This is a genomic window from Synechococcus sp. HK01-R, from assembly GCF_014217855.1.
Classification (GTDB): domain Bacteria; phylum Cyanobacteriota; class Cyanobacteriia; order PCC-6307; family Cyanobiaceae; genus Synechococcus_C.
Genome location: NZ_CP059059.1, coordinates 1,924,793 through 1,950,377 on the forward strand (window position 1 = coordinate 1,924,793; position 25,585 = coordinate 1,950,377).

The 25,585-nt window shown below is 57.7% G+C and carries 24 protein-coding genes and 1 tRNA gene; 12 read left to right on the plus strand and 13 right to left on the minus strand.

Annotated elements, in window-relative coordinates; all coding sequences use genetic code 11:
* Positions 1–11 precede the first annotated feature (11 nt).
* Positions 12–1,181, minus strand: a complete 1,170-nt coding sequence (locus H0O21_RS10205; RefSeq protein WP_185189603.1) for a cysteine desulfurase family protein — start codon at positions 1,179–1,181, stop codon at positions 12–14.
* Complete coding sequence (dapF, locus tag H0O21_RS10210; RefSeq protein ID WP_185189604.1) at positions 1,174–2,301, minus strand: diaminopimelate epimerase; 1,128 nt, start codon at positions 2,299–2,301, stop codon at positions 1,174–1,176. Before dapF ends, H0O21_RS10205 begins: the two co-directional genes overlap by 8 nt.
* 22 nt (positions 2,302–2,323) lie before the next feature.
* On the opposite strand from dapF, the gene H0O21_RS10215 reads away from it, so the two are divergent.
* Both H0O21_RS10215 and leuS read left to right on the plus strand, forming a co-directional pair.
* Positions 2,324–2,545: a hypothetical protein gene (locus H0O21_RS10215; protein WP_131455290.1), complete on the plus strand. Its 222-nt coding sequence runs from the start codon at positions 2,324–2,326 to the stop codon at positions 2,543–2,545.
* A gap of 67 nt (positions 2,546–2,612) precedes the next feature.
* A complete protein-coding gene (gene leuS, locus H0O21_RS10220) occupies positions 2,613–5,249 on the plus strand; it encodes a leucine--tRNA ligase (protein WP_185189605.1) in 2,637 nt (878 codons plus the stop codon).
* Positions 5,250–5,252: 3 nt separating this feature from the next.
* Here leuS and H0O21_RS10225 read toward each other — a convergent pair whose 3' ends face one another.
* Complete coding sequence (locus H0O21_RS10225) at positions 5,253–6,851, minus strand: glucose-6-phosphate isomerase (protein WP_185189606.1); 1,599 nt, start codon at positions 6,849–6,851, stop codon at positions 5,253–5,255.
* Positions 6,852–7,067: 216 nt separating this feature from the next.
* On the opposite strand from H0O21_RS10225, the gene H0O21_RS10230 reads away from it, so the two are divergent.
* Positions 7,068–7,766 (plus strand): helicase DnaB, encoded by a 699-nt coding sequence (locus H0O21_RS10230; RefSeq protein WP_255441200.1) that lies wholly within the window; start codon positions 7,068–7,070, stop codon positions 7,764–7,766.
* Here the strand turns inward: H0O21_RS10230 and H0O21_RS10235 are convergent, their stop codons facing one another.
* From H0O21_RS10235 to H0O21_RS10245, 3 genes are read right to left on the minus strand one after another with little or no spacing between them, the layout of a single operon-like run.
* Entirely contained in the window at positions 7,767–8,693 is a 927-nt protein-coding gene (locus H0O21_RS10235; protein WP_185189607.1) for an N-acetylmuramoyl-L-alanine amidase, read from the minus strand.
* Complete coding sequence (locus tag H0O21_RS10240) at positions 8,675–10,384, minus strand: M61 family metallopeptidase (protein WP_185189608.1); 1,710 nt, start codon at positions 10,382–10,384, stop codon at positions 8,675–8,677. The genes H0O21_RS10235 and H0O21_RS10240 overlap by 19 nt, the downstream gene beginning before the upstream one ends.
* 4 nt (positions 10,385–10,388) lie before the next feature.
* A complete protein-coding gene (locus H0O21_RS10245; RefSeq protein WP_185189609.1) occupies positions 10,389–10,754 on the minus strand; it encodes a DUF1257 domain-containing protein in 366 nt (121 codons plus the stop codon).
* Positions 10,755–10,878: 124 nt separating this feature from the next.
* Here H0O21_RS10245 and purN point away from each other — a divergent pair, with 124 nt between their 5' ends.
* The gene (gene purN / locus H0O21_RS10250) at positions 10,879–11,442 is read left to right on the plus strand and encodes a phosphoribosylglycinamide formyltransferase (protein WP_255440986.1); all 564 of its coding nucleotides are present in this window, start codon (positions 10,879–10,881) and stop codon (positions 11,440–11,442) included.
* Here the strand turns inward: purN and argC are convergent.
* Entirely contained in the window at positions 11,433–12,497 is a 1,065-nt protein-coding gene (argC, locus tag H0O21_RS10255; RefSeq protein WP_185189610.1) for an N-acetyl-gamma-glutamyl-phosphate reductase, read from the minus strand. The two genes, purN and argC, sit on opposite strands and share 10 nt — an antisense overlap.
* Positions 12,498–12,644: 147 nt before the next feature.
* Here argC and ribBA point away from each other — a divergent pair, with 147 nt between their 5' ends.
* The gene (ribBA, locus tag H0O21_RS10260) at positions 12,645–14,264 is read left to right on the plus strand and encodes a bifunctional 3,4-dihydroxy-2-butanone-4-phosphate synthase/GTP cyclohydrolase II (protein ID WP_185190990.1); all 1,620 of its coding nucleotides are present in this window, start codon (positions 12,645–12,647) and stop codon (positions 14,262–14,264) included.
* A 16-nt stretch (positions 14,265–14,280) separates the two neighbouring features.
* Here the strand turns inward: ribBA and H0O21_RS10265 are convergent, their stop codons facing one another.
* The gene (locus H0O21_RS10265; RefSeq protein ID WP_185190991.1) at positions 14,281–14,709 is read right to left on the minus strand and encodes a peptidylprolyl isomerase; all 429 of its coding nucleotides are present in this window, start codon (positions 14,707–14,709) and stop codon (positions 14,281–14,283) included.
* 81 nt (positions 14,710–14,790) lie between these two features.
* Between H0O21_RS10265 and mtnP the strand changes: the two genes are divergently transcribed.
* Positions 14,791–15,708: an S-methyl-5'-thioadenosine phosphorylase gene (mtnP, locus tag H0O21_RS10270; protein ID WP_185189611.1), complete on the plus strand. Its 918-nt coding sequence runs from the start codon at positions 14,791–14,793 to the stop codon at positions 15,706–15,708.
* A gap of 16 nt (positions 15,709–15,724) precedes the next feature.
* On the opposite strand, the gene murQ is transcribed toward mtnP, so the two are convergent.
* Genes murQ through dnaK form a run of 4 tightly spaced genes read right to left on the minus strand, consistent with a single transcriptional unit; the run spans position 15,725 to position 20,015 of the window.
* Positions 15,725–16,675, minus strand: coding sequence for an N-acetylmuramic acid 6-phosphate etherase (murQ, locus tag H0O21_RS10275; protein WP_255440987.1), 951 nt, complete (start codon positions 16,673–16,675; stop codon positions 15,725–15,727).
* Between the two features lie 6 nt (positions 16,676–16,681).
* The gene (locus H0O21_RS10280) at positions 16,682–17,080 is read right to left on the minus strand and encodes a DUF3110 domain-containing protein (protein WP_185189612.1); all 399 of its coding nucleotides are present in this window, start codon (positions 17,078–17,080) and stop codon (positions 16,682–16,684) included.
* Between the two features lie 48 nt (positions 17,081–17,128).
* Positions 17,129–18,037 carry a DnaJ C-terminal domain-containing protein gene (locus H0O21_RS10285; protein ID WP_131455301.1) on the minus strand — a complete coding sequence of 303 codons (909 nt, stop codon included), beginning with the start codon at positions 18,035–18,037 and terminating at the stop codon, positions 17,129–17,131.
* Positions 18,021–20,015: a molecular chaperone DnaK gene (dnaK, locus tag H0O21_RS10290; protein ID WP_185189613.1), complete on the minus strand. Its 1,995-nt coding sequence runs from the start codon at positions 20,013–20,015 to the stop codon at positions 18,021–18,023. Before dnaK ends, H0O21_RS10285 begins: the two co-directional genes overlap by 17 nt.
* Positions 20,016–20,161: 146 nt before the next feature.
* Between dnaK and pstC the strand changes: the two genes are divergently transcribed.
* The 3 genes from pstC to pstB are packed head-to-tail and all read left to right on the plus strand — an operon-like array spanning position 20,162 to position 22,887.
* A complete protein-coding gene (gene pstC / locus H0O21_RS10295; RefSeq protein ID WP_131455303.1) occupies positions 20,162–21,112 on the plus strand; it encodes a phosphate ABC transporter permease subunit PstC in 951 nt (316 codons plus the stop codon).
* 8 nt (positions 21,113–21,120) lie between these two features.
* Positions 21,121–22,014: a phosphate ABC transporter permease PstA gene (pstA, locus tag H0O21_RS10300; RefSeq protein ID WP_131455304.1), complete on the plus strand. Its 894-nt coding sequence runs from the start codon at positions 21,121–21,123 to the stop codon at positions 22,012–22,014.
* Positions 22,015–22,068: 54 nt separating this feature from the next.
* Positions 22,069–22,887 carry a phosphate ABC transporter ATP-binding protein PstB gene (gene pstB / locus H0O21_RS10305; protein WP_185189614.1) on the plus strand — a complete coding sequence of 273 codons (819 nt, stop codon included), beginning with the start codon at positions 22,069–22,071 and terminating at the stop codon, positions 22,885–22,887.
* A gap of 94 nt (positions 22,888–22,981) precedes the next feature.
* Here pstB and H0O21_RS10310 read toward each other — a convergent pair.
* Positions 22,982–23,068 (minus strand) — tRNA-Ser (locus H0O21_RS10310).
* Positions 23,069–23,122: 54 nt separating this feature from the next.
* On the opposite strand from H0O21_RS10310, the gene H0O21_RS10315 reads away from it, so the two are divergent.
* Genes H0O21_RS10315 through H0O21_RS10325 form a run of 3 tightly spaced genes read left to right on the plus strand, consistent with a single transcriptional unit; the run spans position 23,123 to position 25,582 of the window.
* Positions 23,123–23,491: a 2Fe-2S iron-sulfur cluster-binding protein gene (locus H0O21_RS10315; protein WP_185189615.1), complete on the plus strand. Its 369-nt coding sequence runs from the start codon at positions 23,123–23,125 to the stop codon at positions 23,489–23,491.
* Positions 23,492–23,493: 2 nt separating this feature from the next.
* Complete coding sequence (locus H0O21_RS10320; protein WP_185190993.1) at positions 23,494–24,381, plus strand: inositol monophosphatase family protein; 888 nt, start codon at positions 23,494–23,496, stop codon at positions 24,379–24,381.
* A 22-nt stretch (positions 24,382–24,403) separates the two neighbouring features.
* Positions 24,404–25,582, plus strand: coding sequence for an ATP phosphoribosyltransferase regulatory subunit (locus tag H0O21_RS10325; RefSeq protein ID WP_185189616.1), 1,179 nt, complete (start codon positions 24,404–24,406; stop codon positions 25,580–25,582).
* The last annotated feature ends 3 nt before the right edge of the window (positions 25,583–25,585 follow it).

Sequence of the window (25,585 nt, forward strand, 5' to 3'; positions counted from 1 at the left end):
AATCCTGACCTTCAACGCCCCTGCAGCCGATCGAGGGAGCGCGAAAGACGTTCTTTTAACAAGGGAAGTTCGCTCGGATTGTTCCAAGGGCCAAGGCTAATTCTGATGCCTGACTTACTGGCCTCGGCATTCAGTCCGATGGCCCTAAGCACAGAACTGCCCTCGTCGTGGCCAGACGCACAGGCACTACCACTGCTGATGGCAACGCCTTGTTGGGCCATCTCGCGGACGAGAGCTCGACCTGAGAGGGCGCGGCCTGCATCGTCAGACGCCAGAAGCGAAATGTGATGGGGCAAACGCTGGTCTCTGGATCCGGAAAGGCGTAGTCGAGGATCTTCGAGCAAGCTGGCTAGCAGCTCATCACGGAGATGACGTGTGCTGTGCGAGGTGCACAATGACGTCCAGGCAGGCAGTTTGGAGATCGCCAGCGTGAGCCCCGCGATCAGGGCCACTGGTTGTGTGCCCGAACGCAATCCCTGTTCCTGGCCTCCGCCTCCCAGCCAAGGGCGCATGGACTCACGTTGATGGGAACGAGTCAGCAGGAAGCCAACCCCCTTGGGCCCGCCACATTTATGGGACGACGCGCTCAGTAAATCAGCGGGCAAGGTTGACCAATCAGGCCGGCCCTGGCTAACCACCTGCGTGGCATCCACGTGAAAGGTGATGCCTCGCCGTCGGCATTCCGCGCCGACGACATCCACGGGTTGCAGGCTGCCGATCTCACTTTGCCCCCAAATGAGCGACACCATCTCGGTTGGTGCATCCAAGAGGGAATCAAGCTGCCCCAGATCGATCTGACCCTGCGGGTCGACAGGCCACTCGACCACCTCCCATCCTTGATTGGCCAGCTGTTGAGCTGCCGCCATCGTTGCTGGGTGCTCAACAGACGACACCACAAGGCGGCCAGGAGCACGGTCGACCGTTCGACCAAGCAAAGCAAGGTGAATGGATTCTGTTGCACCTGAAGTAAAGACCAAGTCGTTCGCCGCTGCCCGCAAACTGCTGGCGAGCTGCACACGCGATCGCTCCAAGCATTCAGCAGCCTTCAGACCATGGCCATGCAGGCTCGATGGGTTCCCCCAGGCGCTGCGCTGCACCTCAGCGATCCAATCGATCACCTCTGGATCGGTGGGGCTTGTCGCACACGCGTCGAAATACAAGGCCCTGTCGCTGTCAGCCACTGGTCTCGCGGTCCATTCGAGCCCGTGTGCGTTGTTCGAGGCTGTCACCGGCGAGGGTGATCATTGTGTCGAGCGACATCGTCTCGAGGAGGGCTTGCACCTGACGTTGGGCTTCTGCGCGCAGACAGTGATCCGGTTTCTGACAAGTCTCCTGACAGGCCGTTGCGCAGTTGAACTCAGCCTCGATGCTTGAAGGTGTGTCGTTGTCTGCTCGGTGGGTTGCTGCTTGGGGCTCAGGGGCCAAAGCAACTACCGGTGTGGGAACCAATTCAGGAACTAAGACTCCGTCAAAGACCGCTTCGGCTGGTCCTGTCATGAAGATGGAGCCGCTGCGATCAGGCCAACTGATCAGCAGTGGGCCTCCAGGAAGGTTCACCTGCGCGGAATGGTCAGCAAGTCCTAGGAGATGAGCGCAGACCAGGGTGGCGCAGGCGCCTGTTCCACAGGCAAGGGTTGGTCCTGCCCCGCGTTCCCAAACTCGGATTTCAAGGGACTGTGGACCATGCACCTGAAGAAAGTGCACATTCGTTTTGGCCGGGAAGGCGTCATGGACCTCTAGAGCAGCACCCCAGGGCTCAAACGGAATGGTTTTGAGGTTTTCAACAGGTACGACGACATGCGGATTCCCCATGCCGGCCGCCGCAACGCTCAGGGTGACCCCCGCAACCTCTAAGTCCCCCTGCGGCAAACCAGCTGACCCCACCGGGAGCGATGTCGGGACTTCATCTGGAATGAGAAATGGAAGCCCCATATCCACTTTGATCTGACCGTCAGCTTGGAGTTCGGGAACGATCATTCCGGCGGCTGTCTCGATGCGCCAGCGCTCACCGCTTTGACTGCCATCGCTGTCAGCCAGAAACCTGGCAAGACATCGAATGCCATTGCCGCACATCTCCGCTTCACTGCCGTCGGCATTGAAGATGCGCATGCGGAGATCCCCATCAGTCTCCGGCGGCAGCGCCAGGATGATCCCGTCGGCACCGATTCCAAAGCGTCGATCACAGATCTGACGGATCCAAGCTGCATCAGGGTTGCGGATGCTTGCATCCAGCTGTCCGGCTCGCCCTTCCAGGACAACAAAATCGTTGCCAAGACCCTGATACTTGCTGAACTGGAGCATGGTGTTACGCGGCGCCGGTTAGATGGAGACCACCTGTTTCGACCCCAGTCTGCCGGGCGTTCGTCTGTTGCAGACCTGGTTGAGAGAGCAACGGGCTTTGCGACTTGAACTTCTCAACGGTGCCAGTCACGAAGGAGTGCTGGCTTGGCAAGATCCAGAATTCCTTGCCCTCACTCGCTCTGATGCCGATCAACCTCTGTTGATCTCTAGACGGGCGATTGCTGTGATCCGTTGTCTCGGTTGAGCTGATCCTTTGTTTCCCAGCAAGGGAGAGCAGCTGTGTCACGATCGCAACCAGGTGAGCCCTGCCCGTGAGCCCCGTACCCCCATCGACGTCTGCTTCGACGTCTTCCAGTGATCATCGCTACGACCCCCTCACTCTTGAGGACCGTTGGCAGCAGCGCTGGAAGGACTGCCAGCAGGACCGCACAGCTGAACCACAGCCGGGGCAACGTCCTTTTTATGCACTCTCGATGTTCCCGTATCCATCGGGCTCTCTGCATATGGGACATGTGCGCAACTATGTGATCACGGATGTGATTGCTCGCACGCAGCGCATGCGAGGGGATGCCGTGCTTCACCCGATGGGCTGGGATGCCTTTGGACTGCCAGCTGAGAATGCCGCCATCGAACGCGGTGTGGATCCAGCGGTATGGACGGACCGCAACATTGCCCAAATGAGGACCCAACTCGACAGGCTTGGCCTATCGATTGATTGGGATCGCGAATTCGCTACCTGCCACGACGATTACTACCGCTGGACCCAGTGGCTCTTCCTGGAGTTACACGCTGGTGGCTTGGCCTACCAGAAAGAAGCGATCGTCAATTGGGACCCTGTCGATCAGACGGTTCTTGCGAACGAGCAAGTGGATGCCGATGGCAAGTCCTGGCGTTCCGGTGCGCTCGTTGAGAAGCGCAACCTGCGTCAGTGGTTCCTACGCATCACGGATTATGCCGATGCTCTGTTGGATGATTTGGATCTGCTCCAGGGGTGGCCGGAGCGGGTGCGCACCATGCAGGCGAACTGGATCGGGCGCTCGAAGGGAGCCGAAATTGACTTCCAGGTGTGCGCCGCTGACGGAAGCTCCTCTGACCAGCACATCACTGTCTTCACCACCAGGCCGGACACGTTGTTTGGAGCGAGTTACGTCGTTCTTGCCCCAGAGCATCCCCTCGTTGATCAGCTCGTCAGTACGACCGAAGCCACTGCCGTGGCGGCTTTTCGAGATCTGATGTCGACCCTCTCCCAGGAAGAGCGAACCGCTGATGACCAACCCAAGCGCGGGATTCCGATCGGCGCTGAGGTGATCAATCCGGTGAATGGGAAGACCATTCCGGTATGGATTGCCGACTATGTGCTTGCCGATTACGGCACCGGGGCCGTCATGGGTGTGCCGGCTCATGACCAAAGGGATTTCCTGTTTGCCCGACGCCATGAGCTGCCCTTACACCGGGTCGTACAGATCCCAGGCGTGGAATCTCAAACACTCGATGGTGAGGCATGGACAGAGCCGGGTGTTCTGGTCAATTCAGGGCGCTTCGATGGTCTCGCCTCTGAGGATGCGAAAACAGCGATCACCCTCCATGGCGAAAGTGAAGGCTGGGCCCGGACCAAGGTTCAGTATCGACTGAGGGATTGGTTGATCTCCCGCCAGCGGTATTGGGGCTGTCCGATTCCGATCATTCACTGCGACAGTTGCGGCGCTGTTCCCGTACCCAAGGAACAACTCCCAGTTGAGCTTCCCCATGGAATTGACCTCTCAGGGAAAGGGGGCTCACCACTGGCTCAGCTCTCCTCTTGGCTGACAGTGGAGTGCCCTTGCTGTGGCCAACCGGCGCGGAGAGAAACTGACACGATGGATACCTTTATGTGTTCATCCTGGTATTTCCTTCGTTTCGCTGACCCCCATAATGAAGAACGACCTTTTTCAGCAACAAACGTCAATCACTGGCTTCCTGTCAATCAATACGTCGGCGGGATTGAGCACGCCATTCTCCACTTGCTGTATGCCCGGTTCTTCACTAAGGCATTGCATGACCGTGGATTACTTGGCACCCGTGAACCCTTTGAGCGTCTGTTGACTCAGGGAATGGTGCAAGGGGTCACCTATCGCAATCCTCGGACCGGTCGTTATGTGGCACCTGCGGATGTCGCCGATGAACAGGATCCCCGTGATCCAGAGGACGGTGGTGCTCTCGAGGTCCTTTTCGAAAAGATGTCGAAGTCAAAGTACAACGGCGTCGATCCAGCTGCCGTCATTGATCGTTATGGCGCCGATACTGCACGGATGTTCATTCTCTTCAAAGCTCCACCCGAGAAGGATCTGGAATGGGATGATGCTGATGTTGAAGGTCAGTTTCGTTTCCTGCAGCGTCTCTGGCGCTTGGTTGATACAGGAGTCAATTTGAACGTTCAGGTTCAAGACAGCTGTTGCAACTTCCCAGATGCTCCGATGACCGATCTCGATCGCGAGATCCGTCGGGCTTTGCATACAGCCATTACTGCTGTTGATGAGGATCTCAGTGGCGATTATCAGTTCAACACAGCAATTTCTGAACTCATGAAGTTGTCCAACGCTCTCTCAGGGCAACTCGAGGCCATTAGTCCGGAAGTGCGTGTCGAAGCCCTCTCAGGGCTCGTGCGTCTTCTCGCACCATTTGCGCCTCACTTGGCTGAGGAGTTCTGGTCACGACTCGGCGGCGCCATCAGCGTGCATCAGCAACCATGGCCGGTGCATGATCCTTCGGCTTTGGTGCAAGAGAGCATCGAGCTGGTGATTCAGGTGAAGGGCAAAGTGCGTGGAAGCCTTCGGGTGCCGGCAGATGCAGATCAAGCCATGTTGGAACAGCTCGCCCTCAACAGTGATGTGGCTGCGAAATGGCTGGAGGGCCAGCCTCCCCGGCGTGTGATTGTCGTGCCGGGGAAGCTGGTCAACCTTGTGCCCTGACAATCAGCTCTTGGCAAAACGCAAGGAAGCCGGCTGATCCCAGCTTCCTTGCGCCACGTAGCCACGGCTGTTGGCACACAGGTGGCGAAGGATCCAGAACACGGATTCCATTGACCCTTCGCCGATTGCCTGTTGAACGTCTGAAACCGAACGACTCACTCCATCAGCGAGAAGAGCTTCAACTTGACCCTGAAGATTGAGGATCGCAGCCGCTGCTTTCTTGCCGGCTTCCACTCCGGGCTGGTGATAAGCATTGATGTTGACAAGTTCGCCGTAAAAGCCAACTGCGCGCTCAAACAGTGCAATCAGGGCGCCAAGGCGACGAGCATCGAAGTCCTTCATCGAGATGCTGATACTTTGGCGACCCCCCTCCATCAGGGCTGATCTAGTTCCCTGTAGGAAACCGTCGAGGAAATCGCCAGGGCGCTCCCCGTTGATTTCGGGAATATCAGAAGCGTCGGTCAGCTGCTCGATGAAGGTCACAAAGAAATTGTCTACGCCGTCTCGTAGTTGCTGGACGTAAGCGTGCTGATCGGTCGAGCCTTTATTGCCGTAAACGGCGATGCCCTGATGGACGACATTGCCGTCGCGATCAAGACGCTTGCCAAGAGATTCCATGACCAGCTGCTGCAGATAGCGGCTGAAGACCTCGAGACGGTCGCGATAGGGCAACACCACCATGTCGCGTTTGCCTTTGCCTTCGCCTGCTTTAAACCAGGCTGCAGCCATCAAGGCCGCGGGATTACGACGTAGATCCGTCAGACGTGTGGCCTGATCCATCTGGGCAGCTCCGGCCAGGAATTGTCTGATGTCTGTACCGATCAGAGCACCAGGAACCAGACCAACCGCACTGGTGATGCTGGTGCGACCACCCACCCAGTCGAACATGTCAAAGCGCTTGAGCCAGCCCTCCTGCACCGCCTGCTGATCGAGATGACTGTTCTTCATCGTGATTGCAACGGCCTGTTGGCTCCAGTTGCCGCCAATGGACTCAAGACGATGACGGGCCTGCTCCATGCCCAGATGCGGCTCGGGGGTTCCGCCTGATTTGCTGACCGTGATCACAAGCGTGGTGCGGAGCTTGTCAGCAAGCGATGCGAGCACACGACTCATGCCGTTGGGGTCGACATTGTCGAAGAAATGAAAGGGAAGACCCACTCCCTGGTTCTGGAGTGCCCGAATCATCAGCAAGGGCCCGAGTCCACTGCCACCAATTCCGATCCAGAGCACATCCGTGAAGGGTTGACCAGTGGGTGCCTGAATGGTCCCGCTCAGGACCGCCTGACCAAAGGCCTCAATGGAGTCAATCTCAGCACTGATATGGTCACGCACCTGTGGTGTGGGAGCCAACTCTGGCTGTCTCAGCCAGTAATGACCGACCTGCCGTTGTTCGTCGGCGTTGGCAATGGCACCGCCCTCCAACGCCTCCATGGCACTAAAGGCCCGGTCGAACCCGGGGGCCATCTCTTCAAGATCACCATGGTTGAGATGCATGCGACTGATATCCAGCCACATCCCCAGGTCATCGTGGAACCAGAGCAGATCACAGAACCGCTGCCATTGAATCTGGCTGTCACTCGCGCAGAAATCTGGAAAGCTCATCTCGTGTCGGAGCAGATCGCCTACTCGCAGAACCTATCCAGGATCCAGCAGTCTGCCCATCAAATGCGACACCCCAGCTAGCGTCTATAGGGATTCGTTCATCAACCATCCGTGCGCTTGAGGCCTCAGCTCAGTCTCCTGCTACCTGTCACGGGGGTTCTGCTTTCGTTGGCTGCTCTGTTGGGCGTGAGGGAGCCCGTGTCGATTGACAGGGTGATTGCAGAACGAAGCACCCCTGCCGCAGCGAGTGATCAGCCTCGGGAGCCTTACGGGCAGCCAACTGATTTTTCTGCTGAAGAGCTGGCGTTTTTGCAGCGTCGCTTTGGCGTGCATGGCCCCCAGACCCCGCTCGCACAGTTGTTCACTCGCGGGATGGACCAACTGGAGCCCCTACGTCTCAACACACTTCAGCGTCTCCAAGAGTTGAAGCCAGTCATCCTGCTCGAGGCGCATCGGCAGCATGTCAATCCCATGCTGATCGCTGGAATCCTGTATGACGAGATCCAGCATTCCAAGCCCGGAGAAGATCTTCCATTCGTAGCCCATTCAGGTTTGTTCTCCACCCTGGGCCCTGCACAGCTGGGTCTTTCCGAACTGATGCATCAGGGTCGCCTCCCTCGCAACCCCACCGATGCTCAAATTTCCAAGGCCAGGGAAACTCTGCTTAATCCAGCCTCGAATGTTCAGTTACTCGTTGGAAAGATGGCACGACTGAAGGCTGAGCTTGGTTTTGCCGAAGAGCGCATGTTGATGGCCAGCCGTTCTGCCATCGACGCCAAGGCCATTGCCACCCTGGCCTACCTTCACAACGGCAAGTTGGATTACCCCGCCCGCATTCTCCGCTACATGCAGGATCCAGCTCTGCACGGGCTGATCTACTCCACTCAACGTGCACCCGAGAGTGGGTTGATCTGATCAGGAGCTGCAGAGAAGCCCGAGTGCCGCAAGTCGTTTCTGCAATTCTGACCAATTAAAGCTGCGAGGATCTGATCGCTCCCCGCCAAGATCAACATGTTCATGGGTGGTGATCGCTGCAGGAGAAAACCCGTAGTTTTGGATCCATTGATCCAGTACCAGCGCGAGAGCGTCGTATTGGGCTGCTGTGTAACCGCTGTGCTTCGATCTGTCATTTTGACCATCTTCGGGTGTTTCAAGGCTCAGATGTAAGGCGAAATTGTTCACCGAGCCCTTGAATTTTGGATTGGTTGCTGCCCATTCACCGAGAAATGCTGAATAACCAGCCCCGAAGGCCCGATCGATTGGGCTCACCAGATCCACAATCTGTCCGTTGAGTCCAATCAACGTGTGATAGCTCACTTGGTCTTCGTCTCGTGGGTGATGGGTTTGGAAGGTATTAATGGCTGAATTCATTGAGAAAACCGTCTCATGCAGAATCACAACCCTGGGGCTTGGATCCAAGGGACGTTTCCATGGATCCCGCCGGTAGCGCTTCCCATAATTGCTTTTGTCGATGGCAATCGACTGGCGGAGTGAGGCAAGACGCGCCTTTTTGGTCTTCAGACGTTTCTGAATGGCCTGATCGATGCCACTGCATTGCCGAGCCAAAGGCGATGTCCAGGCGAGGGCGCGGGGGGCTTCCGGAGGTGATTCCTTCGGCAGTGTCTCGGAAGCTCCTTCAGTCGTGCGCCCCACGTCATCCAATAACTCGAGGAGAGACGGGCGTTCCTTAGCCCTGTCAGTGTCGGAGCGCCCTGCACTGAGTAAGAGAAAACTGACCGCACAGACCATCGATCCTGCAGCGACGAGTGCCAGCAGGCGACCGGAGGTGCGTGTGCCGGATTGAACCAGCTTGCGCAGTGGGCCTAAAGGATCCGAAACCATGCGTCTCGAAGAGCGCTCGCCTGCGGTGATGCCCCAGGATCACAGCTCAATTCCCAGTGGTCCAGTGATGGTGGGGCCTGTTGAAGGTGCGTCTCAGCCATGCGGCCCCGTCGAGCAAAGTGCACGACAGCTTCATCTGGTCCTGCCCAAAGGATTTGCCAATCCTCCAGGCTGCGAATTCGATGCCCATGAAGGGCGATGAGCTCATCTCCTGGAATCAGACCCGCCCTGGCTCCTGGACCTTGTTGCGCCACCCTCTCGATCAGAATTGCTCCCCGCTCCTCGCGAAGCACCAGACCGCTTTCAGCCCGATCTGCCAGGACTGGATTTAGCTTCAGCCCCACTCTGGAGACGCAGTCTTCAATCGGGATGGATCCGCAGTGATCGAGCCAATTAGGGAGAGACTGGGCCAGCTCTGGATGATGTTGTTGGACCGCATTCAACAGATCGCTACGGCCATAGCCTCGTCCATGGCGACCAAAGTGATCCCAGAGCTGTCTCAACAGCGAGGCCAGTGATGCCCCGCTTTCCCGCAACATGACGTCCAAACAGAACGCCATCGCAGTACCAAGGACGTAGTAACTGATCTGGCTGTCGGCACCGGCTGGAGTTCTTTTGTACAGGCGAACCCATGCTTCACGGGAACTATCGGCAAGGCTCTGGATACCGACACCAGGACTGATCAGAACAGTGGAGAGATCACGACCTAGATCCTTGAGGTACTGCTCCTGATTGCTACAACCCGCTAACAAGGGCAGGCCGAGGTCGAAGTAACTTGTCACCCCCTCGGCAAACCAGAGGCAGTCTGAAACCACAGGCCCTCCGTAGTCATAAGGGATGTAGTCGCGGGGTCTTAAACGCCGCACATTCCATTGATGCAGATACTCATGTCCGATCAACTGGAGCAGCTTGAGGTATCCGTCTTCTCCCGCTAGTGACTTCCAGGAATAGTGGAGGACAGCGGCGTGATCATGTTCAAGCCCTCCGTAGCCCTGATCCAACATCAACAGAACCAGTTGATAGCGATCAGCGCTTGGCGGTGACGTTTGCATGAGACGACAGGTCGCCTCACAAACGGCGCTGATGTCGCGAAGAAAATCCGGTGGCCAGCCCTGGGGTGGTGCTCCAAACAGAATCAGTTCGTGCTGACAACCCATGACTTCAAAGGGCTGGGATTCGAAACACCCCGCATGGACAGGACTATCAACAAGGGCATCAAAATCGTCGCTGTGGTAAATCCCTTGATCGTGTGGAAGAGGAACGGCTGCTTGCCAGCCCGATGGCAGAACCATCTCCAGATGATGGGGTGCCCATCGAAAGCCATCCACCAACATCACAACGGCGGAAAGACAAAGGCTGGCGAACTGCGGCTCGAGACAGCAGGTTCTGACCGTGAGTTGTCGGGCTTCCAGTTGATAACGAACTTCAACGTCTTGATCTGGTTGTAAATCCGCTCTCCAGCAAGACGGTGACGTGCGACGGAGCGGCACAGATTTCCCCTGCTGTTTGCAGGAGAGTGAATGGAGGTGTTGAACCGGATCACGGACCGTGTAGGAGCCTGGTGTCCACACCGGCAGTTGCCATCGGGTCGTGGCCTGGGCTGGTGTCCAGGTCATAGTCACAGTGATCGTCTGATTTGAAGCTTCCGTTAGGTCCAGACGAACCCTGACGGCAGACAAATCGCTCGTCATCAAATCAACGGGAGACCGCGAAGTCCTGGGGTGCTTCCACGGTGTAGCCCTGGTCCTGCAACCCTGGAATGCTGGTCATGGCCTGATGCAGTGCATAACGGCGGATGATTTGACTCAGCTGTTGTTGATAGAAAGGCTGGGCAGCGTCATGGCCCAGGTCTGTCACCAAGTCGAGACACTGCTGTCCTGGAAGCTGACGCCAACCCAAGCGGATTGAGCCCTTGCTTGCCAGGACCTCAACGGGAATCTGGCCTGAGCCCAGGGTGAAAAGGATGGTCCGACGCGTGACCTTGTATCCCTGTTCTTGAAGCACAACCTGCAAGCGCTCAGGATCGTCCAGGGCGGTGGGCAGGATGGAGAGATGGGACATGAGCCGAATGCCCGCTTTTCAAAACCCTAGCCAGCAGAACACGAACGGGGAATCCTCTTGTGCGTTTCTGTCGCCGCCTGCCACCCACTGGCCACAATTTGATCCCCCCCTGCGGTTGGGGGTCATGGCATCTGGCAGGGGAAGCAACCTGGAGGCTCTCGTGCATGCCTGTCGCGACGGTCGTGTGGATGGCAAGGTCGATCTCCTCGTGGTCAATAAGGCCGACTGTGGCGCTCGAACGCGAGCGGAACGCTTAGGGCTTCAATCCCTGGTTCTTGACCATCGTGAGTACCCCACCAGAGAGGCACTCGATCATGCCCTGGTGTCCTGTTTTCGTGATGCTGGGGTCGAAGCCATCGTGATGGCGGGTTGGATGCGGATTGTGACTGACGTGCTGATAAACGCCTTCCCAAGGCGATTGATCAATTTGCACCCGTCTCTTCTCCCCAGCTTTCGAGGGGTTGATGCGATTGGCCAGGCCCTCGAGGCCGGAGTGAAGATCACTGGCTGCAGCGCCCACTGGGTGGCACCAGAGGTCGATTCAGGACCCGTGATTGCCCAGGCAGCTGTGCCGATCTTCCCAACTGATGACAAGGATTCACTGGCGGAGAGAATCAGGCGCGAGGAGCACCGCTTGTTGCCCTGGGCCGTCGCTCTCGCTGCTCAGCAGTGGCGCGCTCAGGGATAGAAGGGAGCCAGAGGTAATCCTGTGGTTGGAGGGAAGCCAGCCATCAAGTTCAAACACTGGACGCCTTGGCCAGCCTGCCCCTTGATCAGATTGTCGATGGCGCCCATCAGAACAATCCGACCCGTTCGGTGATCCACCTGGACTGAGAGCAGAGCCCGGTTGGTGTGCTTGACCCACTTGGTGGCTGGATAAGTGCCGACGGGGAGCACCCTGACCAACGGGTGATGTCGATAAAAGGCCTCCAACACCGTGGTGCAGTCATCTGCGGTGAGACCTGGGTCGCGAAGACGCCCGTACACAGTGGCCAGCAGTCCACGAACCATTGGCACAAGGTGTGGCGTGAACTGAAGCTGAATTTCGCTACCGGCCGCTTGCGTCGCCAACTGTTCAATCTCTGAGGTGTGTCGATGACCGATCACCCCATAGGGACAAATGGATTCGGACGCTTCGGCTAGGAGGAGATGTTCCTTGGCCGCTCGTCCTCCACCGGATGTTCCTGTTTTGGCGTCGATGATCAAGCCTTCGGTTTCGATCAGTCCCTGCTTCAGAAACGGCAGTAACGGAAGCAGGCTTGCCGTGGGAAAACAGCCAGGAGCAGCCACAAGGCGGGCGTCAGCGATGGCAGGCCCATTCCATTCAGGGAGGCCATACACCGCTTCTTCGCAGAGCTGATGGTCCTGACGCTGGCGTTGGGATGCTTCGTGGACATAGACCTGCGACCACTGGTCCAGAGAGCGGTATCGGTAATCGGCAGAGAGATCAACGACCCTGACACCACGCTTCAAAAGGGCTGGCACCAGATCACTTGCCAACCCGTTGGGGAGACTCAGCAAGGCGAAGTCAGCACGGTCGGCGATGCGATCAGGATCGGGCGCCTCAATTTCAGGGTCATCCTGAAGGGGGAGAAAGGGGCAGACCTCACTCCAACGCTTTCCAGCGCTCCGTTCACCCCCCAGCAAGGAGACCTTCAGACCTGGGTGGCCTTCAAGCAATCGAAGAGTTTGTAGGCCGCCATACCCGGAGGCACCGATCACAGCGACCGTGGCTGACGTCATGCCAGGCCGTCCCGGAGGAATGTTGTCCATCAACCGCTCTCTCTTCGGCAGTCAGTCTTCGCCAGATCGTACCGGTGTCGATAATGAGTGGAGATTTATGTCACAGGCCCGCTGAGCACCTCACACGCAACTGAAGACCTGTCATCCATCCGATTTGACAGCATTCCCGATGCACTGGCGGCGATTCGCAACGGAGAGTGTGTTGTCGTCGTCGACGACGAACGCCGGGAGAACGAAGGTGACTTGATCTGTGCGGCCCAGTTCGCCTCCCCCGATCAGATCAACTTCATGGCGACCCACGCCCGGGGTCTGATTTGTCTCTCCATGGAAGGCGAGCGCCTTGACGCTCTCGACCTGCCCCTGATGGTTGATCGCAATACCGATGCCAACCAGACCGCCTTCACAGTGAGTATTGATGCTGGTCCTGAGCATGGAGTCTCAACCGGCATCTCCGCAGAAGACCGCTCACGCACCATCCAGGTGGCCTTACGAGCGGATGCCCGCCCTGCCGATCTGCGCCGACCAGGGCACATCTTTCCCCTGCGTGCCCGTCAAGGAGGCGTGCTCAAACGAGCGGGCCATACCGAAGCAGCTGTGGATCTGGCCAAGCTCTCAGGCCTGAATCCGGCCGGTGTGATCTGCGAGATCCAGAACCCCGATGGCTCGATGGCGCGGCTTCCGGAATTGCGTGCCTACGCCACCCAGTGGAATCTGCGATTGATCAGTATCGCCGACCTCATCCGCTATCGACTGGACAACGAGCGTTTCGTGGTTCGCCAGGCCCATGCCGTCATGCCCAGCTTGTTTGGGTCCTTTCAGGCGATTGGGTATCAAAACCAACTCGATGGCAGTGAGCATGTGGCGGTCATCAAGGGTGATCCCGAGCACCTCAAGGAACCAGTCCTCGTCAGGATGCATTCCGAGTGCCTGACCGGTGACGCCTTTGGCTCGCTCCGTTGTGATTGCCGCCCCCAACTAGAAGCTGCCTTGCGAAGCATCGAAGCCGAGGGCGAGGGCGTCGTGGTCTATCTGCGACAGGAAGGCCGAGGCATTGGCCTGATCAACAAACTCAAGGCCTACAGCCTGCAGGATGGTGGCCTCGACACGGTTGAAGCCAATGAGAAACTCGGCTTTCCTGCCGACTTACGCAACTACGGAGTTGGTGCGCAAATTCTCAGCGATCTAGGGATCCACAGACTTCGTCTGCTCACCAACAACCCCCGCAAAATTGCTGGACTCGGTGGTTATGGACTTGAGGTTGTTGACCGAGTGCCTCTGGTGATCAGCCCCGGTGATCACAATGCTGAGTACCTGGCGGTCAAGCGAGACAAGCTTGGCCACTGGATCAGTGATATCGCCACGGTGGTCAGCTGGGATGGGGATTCCGATGGGGCTTCGCTGATTGATGTGAAAGCCGATGCGGATGCCCTGGCCCAGCGCCTTGGCTTTGCGCTTCTGCCTGTGAGCGCTCCGAGGCTCCTCGCGCTCTGGGAGCGTCCGCAGTTGGCCTGGCGACTCGCCGAGCTCTCCGAGGGTGATCCCCCAGATCAATCGCAGCGTGCAGCCCGTCTCAAGGAGTTGCTTTCGGGCCTGGCCCTCTGGACACACACCCGACGCATCGGGCTCTACAGCACTGGACGGGCCGAGCAACTGGATCACCCGCCCCAACGGCTCGATCGCAGAGAAGGCTCTTTAGTGGAGCTTCGCCAAGGAAAGGTGTTGGAGCAGCTCGAGCAGGGTGAACCCTTGCTGCTCCAGTGGACCTAACTCAGGCGATCTGTAATCAGGCCTCCTGAACCGTCACTTTTTCAATGCGGGATCCGTTGCGGAGGGCCAGAACGACCTCCAGATCACCTGTTTGACCGAAAACAGTGTGAACACCATCCAGATGGGGCTGAGCTTCATGGACGATGAAGAACTGGCTTCCCCCGGTGTTGCGGCCGGCATGAGCCATCGACAGGGCACCAGCTACATGCTTGCGGCTGTTGATTTCACAGTTGATCGTGTAGCCGGGCCCCCCGGTACCGGGCATGCCCTTGGCTCCTTCCCGTGAATTAGGGCATCCGCCCTGGGCCATGAATCCATCGATCACGCGATGGAAGGCCAAACCGTCATAAAAGCCATCGTTGGCCAGCTTGACGAAATTGGCCACCGTGTTTGGGGCGTCCGCATCGAACAACTCCAGCCTGATCTGGCCGGCGTCCGTCTCCATCAGAACAGTCGTCAAGGGGCTGATCGCAAAGTTGAATCGTACGCAGGCGATGATGGGGACCGGCTTGGTCATCAATCAGACATGAGCGCTTCAGCACTCCCAGCTCCCTTTGAGAACGCCCGGGTGGGGGTGATCGGAGGCAGTGGTCTCTATGCCATCGATGGCCTCTCTGAGGTCAAGGAAGTTCAGATCGATACACCGTTTGGTACCCCCTCCGATCAGTTTCGCCTGGGTCGGCTTCATGGCGTGGATGTGGTGTTTCTTGCGCGGCATGGTCGCCAGCACCACCTGTTGCCCAGTGAAGTGCCCTATCGCGCCAATGTTTGGGCGCTGCGCTCCTTGGGGGTGCGTTGGCTCGTTTCCGTCTCAGCTGTTGGTTCCCTAAGGGAGCACCTCCGCCCTCGCGACATGGTGGTGCCCTCTCAATTCATCGATCGCACGATGCAACGTCCCCAATCCTTCTTTGGCGATGGCTGCGTGGCCCATGTGAGTCTTGCTGAACCCTTCTGCCAGCGACTGAGTGAATGTCTGGCCAGGGCAGCGGAGGCGCAGATGCCTGCGGGGCACCATTTGCATCGTGGTGGCACCTATCTCTGCATGGAGGGGCCTGCATTTTCAACCCGAGCTGAAAGTGAGCTTTACAGGAGCTGGGGATGTGATGTCATCGGGATGACCAACCACACGGAAGCTCGCCTTGCTCGCGAGGCCGAGATCGCCTATGCGTCACTGAGCATGGTCACCGATTTTGATTGCTGGCACAACGATCACGATGCCGTTTCTGTGGAAATGGTGGTTGGCAACCTTCGTGCCAACGCCATGGCGACAGGACCCATCCTTCAACAGCTGATGGAGTCGCTGCGCGAGTCCTTCCCCGAATCAGTTGCCCATACGGCACTCAAGGATGCGTTGATGACTGCACCGCAGGCTGTCCCTCAAGAAACGCGTCGGAAACTGGATCTGTTGACGGCTCCTTACTGGGGCTCCCTCGGTGAAAATTAACCCAGGGAGCCACGTATTAAAGGCTGACCCCGCATCGATCGAGCGCTGCACGAAGTTGATGGTGATGAGCCTCCAAGCAGTTGCCTGCCTCCTCTGTCGATAGACCGGAGGCCGCCATCAGCAGCGCCAGCTTCACGGAGCCACCACTCTGCTGCAGAAGCTCTTCTGCTTCAGTTCTGGTAACGCCAGCAAGATCTCGGAGCATCCTGAGGGCACGGTCCACCAACTTGCTGTTGGTGGCGGCTACATCCACCATCCTGTTCCCGTAGACCTTTCCCAACTTCACCATCACACCGGTCGACAGGATGTTGAGGGCCATCTTCGTGGCCGTACCCGCTTTCAATCGGGTGGAGCCCGTCAACAATTCCGGCCCAGTCAGCAGACGGATGTCGATGGCACAGGGCATCGGGGCTTGATCGCTGGGGACGCACGCGATGGCGATGGTGAGCGCTCCAAGCAATTGTGCCCAGTCGAGTGCACCCAGCACATAGGGGGTGGTTCCGCCTGCGGCAATGCCGACGAGACAGTCAGCGGCCTTAAAATTCCTTGATTGAAGGTCGTCAATCCCTGCCTGCCGGAGATCCTCCAGCCCTTCAGAGCTGCGCAACAGTGCAGGTGATCCACCAGCCAGAACTCCTTGAACCAGTTCCGGGGGGCTGCAGAAGGTAGGGGGACACTCCGCGGCATCCAAGACCCCAAGCCTGCCCGAGGTTCCCGCTCCGATATAGAAGAGCCGCCCCCCCTCTTGCAGCCGCAAGGCGATTTGATCAACAGCGTCTGTGAGTGACTGGCTTGCCGCAGCAACGGCTTCCTGAGGGCGTCGATCCTCATTCACAAACAGCTCAACAAGCTCAGCAGTGCTGAGTCGATCGAGATCAGTGCTTCTTGGATTCGCCTGTTCCGTCATGAGATGACCGCGATCCTCTGAAGGGGTGATCGAGTCTCGACGGGACGTGGATTCAGTCATGACGGCTCATAACAAGTTCTCGAGGCGACGACGAAACTCCTCGAGTTCGTCGGTCTGTTCGACCGGTGGGCTGCTTTGGCCTCCTGGTTCATCCTCCCAACCGCTGACATCCCTGTTTGCCGAGGGTGGGGCAAGCAAAAGCCGTTCTTCGTCTGTCGTGGGCACAAACCCACGTTCAACGAGACGGGCCTCATAACCAGCCTGACGGCAGAAGATCTCGATTTCTTCGCGATCGATCGCCTCAATGTTCGGCACAGGAAAGTCTTGGGCCTCAAGAAGCCCGGCGTAGCGCTCGGCATCATCGCGATTCTCAAACATGAGCACCACGGTTGACCCGGCGAGCTCAAGCGAATGAATCCCCTCACTGTCTCCCCCGGCGTCGTAGAGGAGCACGTGCACAAGCATGGTCTGAAGTCGAGCTTCGGCAGTCTCTCACTGCCATGGGGCCAACAGTCAGTCCTCGGGGTCTAGAGCCAGTTCCTGCAGCCGCCGATAAAGCGCTCTCTCCGCCTCGCTGAGGCTGGAGGGAATCACGACAACGATCTCCACAAGTTGATCGCCGCGCCGTTCATTCAGACTGAGTCCACGCCCCCGCAATCGCAGCAATCGCCCACTGGACGAGCCTGGGGGAACTTGCAGGGTCACCGGACCACTGAGGGTGGGAATGTCAACGGCGCAGCCAAGGGCTGCATCGGCGGGCAGCAGTTCCAGTCGGTAGAGAACCCGCAGACCATCCACCCGCAAACCTTCCTCTGTCTGCACACGAAGTTGCAGGAAATGATCGGCACCGCCGCCAGCCACCCCTGCCAGCCGCAGTCGCCAGCCATCACCCGCTAAGGGTGGGGTCTGCACCTCGACAACGGTTCCATCTGAGAGTTCGAGCTCAACAGCTGTTCCTTGCAAGGCCTGATCGGGCGTGAGATCGACCGTGGTTTCGAGATCTTCAGTCGCCTGAACAGGAGGCGGTGGTGGGGGCTCAGCAGTTGCTGGCCATGACCCTCGAGCGTGTTCACTGGCGTCATCCTGCGCATCCCTTGGCCTTCGCTCCCTGGCCGGTTCTGGGACTCCAAGCACCACAGCCAGGTAGTCCTGAAAATCTGGGAACCCTTCTGCGAAAGGGTCATCTGAGAGCGTTGAAGGTTGCTGACCTGATTCCCAGGACCTGCGTTTCGAGGGGTCACTGAGAACCGCGTAGGCCTCGTTGACCAGCTTGAAACGTTCCTCGGCTTTGGGGTCATTGCCGTTGAGATCGGGATGCCAACGCCGTGCTTCACGGCGGAAGGCACGCTTGAGCGAATCGCCATCGCTGCCAGGGGGCAGTCCCAGCAACGACCAGTAATCGGTATCAGCGGTACGGGTCATCGTCCCAGGGATCCAAACCTTGACGACCTGATCCATAGCGATCGCCGGGACGCCTGCGTGGAGAAGCCCACGGGTCATCATCCCAATCGTCATCAGCGAATAATTCGTCCTTCAGGGAACCAAGGGTGTTGCGAATTCCTTGAAGCGGACTGGCGTCCTGGCGCCGTTCAGCTGCAAGCCGTCGGTTCAGTCCGAACAGCGCCTCCTGAAGTGCGCTCACACTGAGTTCAAGCTCCTGCAGATCCTCCTGCTCGAGGGTGTCCTGGACATCGCGCATGGCCATCTCAACAGCACGCTGTTGGCGTTCTGCTCCGTAGGGGCCAAGCTCCAGTGCTGCATCGCGCAGACGTCGTTCAGCCTGCGCCACCAGGGTCATGGCCCGGTTACGGCGTTCGATCGCCGCGCGGCGTCGACGGTCCTCATCAGCGCGCTCTTCGGCTTCGGCGAGCAGAGCCTTCAGCTCATCCTCATTCAAGGCAGAACCACCCTGAATCGTGACCGATTGCTTACGCCCCGTTGTGCGATCGGTGGCACTCACCTGGAGAATGCCATTGGCATCGATGTCAAAAGCAACCTGAATCTGAGGGACGCCACGTGGTGCCGGTGGGATTCCAGACAGTCGGAACCTCCCTAGTGATTTGTTATCGGCAGCCATCTGCCGCTCCCCTTGCCAGACGTGGATTTCAACCGAGGATTGATTGGCTTCTGATGTGCTGAAGACATCGGACTGGCGAACCGGGATTGGGGTATTCCGTGGGATCAACACCTTAATCAAGCCACCCACCGTCTCAAGTCCAAGAGACAGAGGTGTGACGTCATTCAGCAGAAGGTCACGTAACTCACCGGTGAGGATTCCGGCCTGAACAGCCGCACCGATGGCCACAACCTCGTCGGGATTAACCGATTGGCAAGGGTCATGAGGAATCAGGGTTCTGACCAGCTGCTGCACCATCGGCATGCGGGTACTCCCTCCCACAAGAACGACGTCATCAATATCCTCCGCAGACCATCCTGAATCCCTCAGAGCACCTTGGACAGGTGTCAACAGGCGATCCAAAAGATCCGGGCAAAGGCCTTCAAAGGTTGCGCGCTCGAGATTGGTTTCGATGTGAAGAGGACCATCTGCACCCGTGGCGATAAAGGGAAGAGAGATCGGGGTTGTGGTGACTCCGGAAAGCTCCTGTTTGGCTTTTTCCGCAGCTTCAGTCAATCGCTGAAGGGCTTGACGGTCCCTGCGCAGATCGATGCCATGAGCGCTCTGGAACTCCTCTGCAAGCCAGTCGACGATGCGTTGATCAAAGTCGTTTCCTCCCAGCTGCGTGTCGCCGTTGGTGGCCTTCACATCAAAGACACCATTCGCCACACGCAGCAGTGAGACATCAAATGTGCCTCCACCGAGGTCAAAGACCAGGACCCTCCTGACAGCGCTGCGATCGAACCCATAAGCCAAGGCCGCTGCAGTCGGCTCATTGAGAATGCGCTCGACCTGCAAGCCTGCAAGGCGTCCTGCATCGCGGGTGGCTTGCCTCTGGGCATCGTTGAAATAGGCCGGAACAGTGATCACCGCTGCTTCGATCGCCTCACCCAGGTAGGTCGAGGCGTCATCCACGAGCTTGCGGAGGATGTTGGCCACCAACTCCTCAGGGGCGTACTCGCGTTCCGTCAGCGGACAGGCAATGCGCACGTTCCCCTGCTCATTCGCCCGAACCGTGTAAGGGACCGTCAGGCTGGAATCATCGAGCTCATCCCAGGCGCGACCGACAAATCGCTTCAGGTTTGAAAACGTGTTGCGGGGATTCAGGACCAACTGACGGCGGGCCGACTGGCCAACAAGCAGCTCTGCATCCTTCGTAAATCCCACGACCGAAGGGGTGGTCCTGGTGCCCTCGGCGTTGGCAATCACCTGAGGGCGGCCGGCCTCGAGCACGGCCACGACGGAATTGGTGGTCCCTAGGTCAATCCCGACGATCCGGCCCATATCCACCTGTTGGTCGAGCCCACGCTACCGACTGCAACCCCCCTGCCCAAGCAGGGATGGACGGGATGTTGCCCGCCCTTTAAAGCGACCTTAGTGATCAAGCCCCCTCTGCACCGTTACGTTTCAGTTGTTTGTTGCAGCAGGGAATGACCTCTGACCCAAGGGAGCAATACCTCCTGAGGCGTCGTCCAGCTTCTGAGAAGCTTGTTGACGTCAGTTTCAAGAACCTGGCCATCGCCCTTGCCTCGATGGTGGCCATCGTTCTGTTCGCCATCCTCATCGTGGTCTTCTGGGGGTCCCTCGAGTCGATGGGCCGCTACGGCTGGAAGTTCCTGGTCACATCGGACTGGAACCCAGTGGATGATCAGTACGGTGCCTTCACCGCCATCTACGGAACGATCGTTACATCGCTGCTGTCCCTGGCGATTGCTGTTCCCCTTGGTGTCGGTACGGCCATCTTCATCACCGAAAACATCATTCCGCTGAGGATCCGCGAGGTCATCGGCGTCATGGTGGAGTTGCTGGCAGCCATCCCTTCCGTGGTGCTGGGTCTCTGGGCGATCTTCGTGTTGGAGCCTTTTCTTCGCCCATTCCTCACCTGGTTGAACACCGCGTTTGGCTGGATTCCGATTTTCAGCTCACCTCCGATGGGCCCCGGTATGGCCCCAGCCATTCTCATTCTTGTGGTGATGATTCTTCCAATCATCACGGCCATTGCCAGAGATTCTCTCAATCAGGTGCCGACAAAGCTTCGACAGGCGGCCTACGGAGTTGGCACAACACGATGGGGAGCCATATTCAACGTGATGCTGCCCGCAGCCGTGTCTGGAATTGTTGGCGGAGTGATGTTGGCCTTAGGTCGTGCCATGGGAGAAACCATGGCCGTCACCATGATCATCGGCAATTCCAATAACTTCAGTTGGTCGCTGCTTGCACCTGGAAACACCATTGCTGCCATGCTTGCCAACCAATTCGGCGAAGCCGATGGCAGTCAGGTGTCTTCCTTGATGTATGCCGCCTTCGTGTTGATCATTCTGACCCTTGCGGTCAACATCTTCGCCCAGTGGTTGGTGAAGCGTCTCAGCCTTAAGTACTGATTCCCACCATGACCCTATCCACTCCTACTCGTGCAGTCCCCGACCTGAGCTATCGGCCTGGACTGCGCCGCAATATCCAAAGTCGCTTCCTCACGCTTCTCGCGGGGCTTTTCGCTGGTATTGCCGTCCTGCCTCTTGTGCTGGTGCTCGGCTATGTGTTGATCAAAGGCGGCGGAAAATTGAGTTTCGCCCTATTTACAGAGCTCCCGCCTCCTCCTGGCCTTGAAGGCGGTGGTATCGCCAACGCAATCATCGGAACGATCATCGTGTCGATCATCGCTGGGCTGATCGCCATCCCTGTCGGCGTGGGCGGTGGCATCTTCCTTGCCGAATATTCCAAAGGTGGTTCCTTTGCTCAGTTCATTCGATTCGGTACCAACGTCTTATCCGGAGTTCCCTCAATCATTGCCGGTGTTTTCATTTATGGTGTGATCGTCTCTACCAGGATTCTGTTTGGCAATTCCTACAGTGCTCTCGCTGGTGGCCTTGCACTCTCAATCCTGATGCTGCCAACAGTCATTAAAACCACCGACGAAGGTCTGAAACTTGTTTCAGATGATCTTCGACGGGGAGCACTAGGAGTCGGCGCCTCCAAATTCGTCACGGTGGTGCGGATCACTCTTCCGACGGCGTTCACTCCAATCGCAACGGGAGTGGTTCTATCCATCGCCCGTGCAGCCGGTGAAACAGCACCTCTGATTTTCACGGCGCTGTTCTCGCCGTTTTGGCCTGAAGGGATTTTCAATCCGATTGCAAGCTTGTCAGTTCTGATCTACAACTTTGCGATCATGCCCTACGAAGCTCAAAACGAGTTGGCCTGGGCAGCATCATTCGTGCTCGTTGTGTTCATCCTTGCGATGAATCTGTTGGCACGCTGGCTTGGGCGCTTCGCTTCAAAGTGAGCGTTTAGAAAGCCTGTTCCTTTTCAATCCTGACACCTCCTTAACTCTTGAGTCATGACACTCTCCACTCCTACCAACAGTCAACAGGTGTCAGATGATACCTGTATTTCTCTTCAAAACGTAACGATCAGCTACGGGAGCTATGAAGCTGTCCGCAATGTCTATTGCGAGATACCCCGCGGCAAAGTAACTGCGTTTATTGGCCCTTCAGGCTGCGGCAAGTCAACCGTTCTGCGAGCCTTGAATCGCATGAACGATCTCATTGAGGGTTGTTCTCTGAAAGGCCGCGTTGTCTTTGATGGAGCTGACCTCTATGACCCCTCCGTGGATCCCGTTGAGGTCCGACGACGGATCGGTATGGTGTTCCAGCAACCAAATCCTTTCCCGAAGAGTATTTACGAAAACATCGCTTTCGGTGCTCGCATCAACGGCTACACCGGCGACATGGACGAACTTGTTGAGCGTTCCCTTCGTCAAGCAGCTGTCTGGGACGAATGCAAAGACAAATTAAATGAAAGTGGTTACTCCCTCTCTGGTGGTCAGCAGCAAAGGCTGTGTATTGCTCGCACCATTGCCATTCAGCCTGAAGTCATTTTGATGGATGAACCCTGCTCGGCACTCGATCCCATCTCTACCTTGAAGATCGAAGAGACGATGCACGAGCTCAAGAAAAGCTTCACCATCGTGATTGTCACGCACAACATGCAGCAGGCCGTACGAGTCAGCGACATGACGGCCTTCTACAACGCTGAAGCTCAGGAAGGTGGTTCAGGGAAAGTGGGCTATTTGGTGGAATTCAACGAAACCGAGAAAATCTTCAACGCACCTACCCAGCAGGCCACTCAGGACTATGTGTCGGGCCGGTTCGGCTGACCCACCGGGTGGATTGGGTGTCATTCAGACTGGACCCCGGGTTCCCCGGGGTTTTTTTGTACAAAAAAACCGGCCCGAGGGCCGGTTTTTGAAGCGGAGAGGGAGGGATTCGAACCCTCGATAGAGTTGCCCCTATACAGCATTTCCAGTGCTGCGCCTTCGACCACTCGGCCACCTCTCCAGCGGCTAGGTGGGGCAAGTGAGAATGTAGCAGGGCGTTCAGTCGACACCGGCGATGCAACGGAAACACAGGATCACAATCCACTGGCGACAAGAGCAGCGCACAATCAGTCATGACGTGCCTGAGGGGGAGTACATCCTCCAGAGCTTCGAGGCCCAGGGGGATCCACTGCCGTTCTCCTGCCGCAATGGTTGTTGCACGTCCTGCGCAGTCCGTGTCATCAGCGGTTCACTGGATCAACGGGAGGCCATGGGACTGTCTCGTGAGCTTCGTCGTAGCGGCTACGGATTACTTTGCGTGGCCAGGGCCACAGCCGATCTGGAAGCAGAGACCCAGGATGAAGATGAGGTCTATGAACTGCAGTTCGGAAGGCACTTTGGCCAAGGACGCGTACGACCAGGACTGCCCCTCGACGAGGATTGATGATGGACACCACCAACCCTGCAGCCGTATTGGACGAGGCTGGGCTCAACCATGAAGCGATAGAGGAGCTCCACCGTCTTGCTCGCCGGGCAGCCGACGCTGGTGGGACCGTTCTTCAGTCGCACTACGGAAACCTTTCCGATATTCGTTGCAAGGGGAGAGTCGGTGACCTAGTCACCGCCGCGGATCTCGAAGCAGAAGAGGTGGTGATCAGACTTCTGAGGTCTGAAACCCCACAGGTAGGAGTTCTCGCTGAGGAATCAGGAAGCCGTGGACCACAAGAGGGGCTGCAATGGGTCATTGACCCCTTGGATGGCACCACCAATTTCGCGCACGGCTATCCACTGTTTGCGACCTCAGTGGGCCTTTGCTGGAAGGGAACGCCCCTGCTCGGCGCAATCTCTATTCCCTACCTCCACCAGACCTACCACTGTTGTCCAGGGCTGGGAGCTTTCTGCAATGACAAGCCGATTGCTGTGAGCCGTTGCGAGAGTCTTGAGGATTCCCTGCTCGTTACAGGCTTCGCCTACGACCGCCACAACCGCCTAGACAACAACTACGCAGAGTTTTGTTGGCTAACCCATCGAACACGAGGGGTCAGGCGAGGTGGCGCCGCAGCAGTCGACCTGGCGTTCGTCGCTGCAGGTCTACTCGATGGGTACTGGGAGCGAGGACTCGCTCCCTGGGATCTTGCTGCGGGAGTGGCCTTGGTACGCCAAGCCGGTGGTCTGGTCAGCGGTTATCGGAGCGAACCATTTGACTTGCACTCCGGGAACGTGATTGCGACTGGCCAGTCCATCCACACTCTGCTCACCGATGAACTGAGCAAGGTCAGGCCGTTGGATGGGGCTGGTTATGGAGCTCCTGAAATCGGGTCCATGGGATCCTGATAGGGATGTCACTGCCCTTTGGATGGCCCTTCAACCTGCCACGGGTGCTCGCGATCTGAATCCACAGCAGGTGGAGCACAACCACTGGCTCCGTGAACGGCTCGCCAGCGTATATCGACTGTGGGGCTACGAGGAGGTTTCCCCCCCTCGCGTGGAACGCATTGACACCCTCAAGGCTGGAGGGGGAATCGCCAGCCAAGAGATCGTCCGCTTGGTCGCCGACGAGCCCTTGGGCTTGCGACCTGAAATGACCGCGTCTATTGCAAGGGCAGCAAGCACTCGCTTGTCTCAACGGACGCGTCCGCTCCGCCTCTGGGCCTCAGGCACTGTGTTTGAGAGTCGGCAGGCTGATGAGGGGCGCCAGTGCATTGAGGAAAAGCTGCATAGCGGCGTGGAATTGTTTGGTGCACCATCTCCCCATGGGGAACTCGAGCTGCTTTCACTCTTGATGGCCGCTACGGAGAGCCTTGGTTTGAAACCAAGGCATCAGGCACGGCTCTTAGTTGGCCATGCCGCCCTAATGGATCTGATTCTGTCCCCGTTTAAAGGCGAAGAACGGAACCAGGTGAAAACGGCTTTGACGGAACTGGATCGCCTTGAACTGGAACGGTTAGGTCTCGAACCACAGGCTCATGAGCGGCTGTTAAGACAGCTCGATCTCAGGGGAGAACCATCCATGGTCCTGGAGGAGGAGCGTCGATGCTTTGGTCCTCAACCTGTGCTCAAGGATCTGGAAAGGATGTTTAAACACCTGTCTCCTCTTGCGCAGAGGGGAGGGATTGATCTTCAGTTGGATCCCAGCTTCCAACCGCATTACGGGCTCTACGACGGCCTGGTCTTCCAGTTGGTCTGCCAGGGGCACTCCGCACCCGTCGTGATTGCAAGGGGTGGTCGTTACGACACCCTTGTGGCGCGCTTTGATTCCGCAAGGAAGAAAGCCAGTGGACTCGGCTTTAGCTTCTGTCTCGATGATGTCCGTGATCTACCCGGTGCTGCTCAAGCTGCTCGTCAATCATTGACACAGGTTCTGATCGCTTATTCAGACACGACAAGTCTCGAGGACGCTCTAGAAGTTCAGAGGGGCTTGCATCGGGAGGGCGTCACCGCTGAGGTCATGCTGGGGCCTCTAGTGAGCCGTGAGGCTGCTGAACAGGTCTGTCAGGAGCGTTGCTGCAGCGAACTCAGGTGGCTGACTCACTAGAAT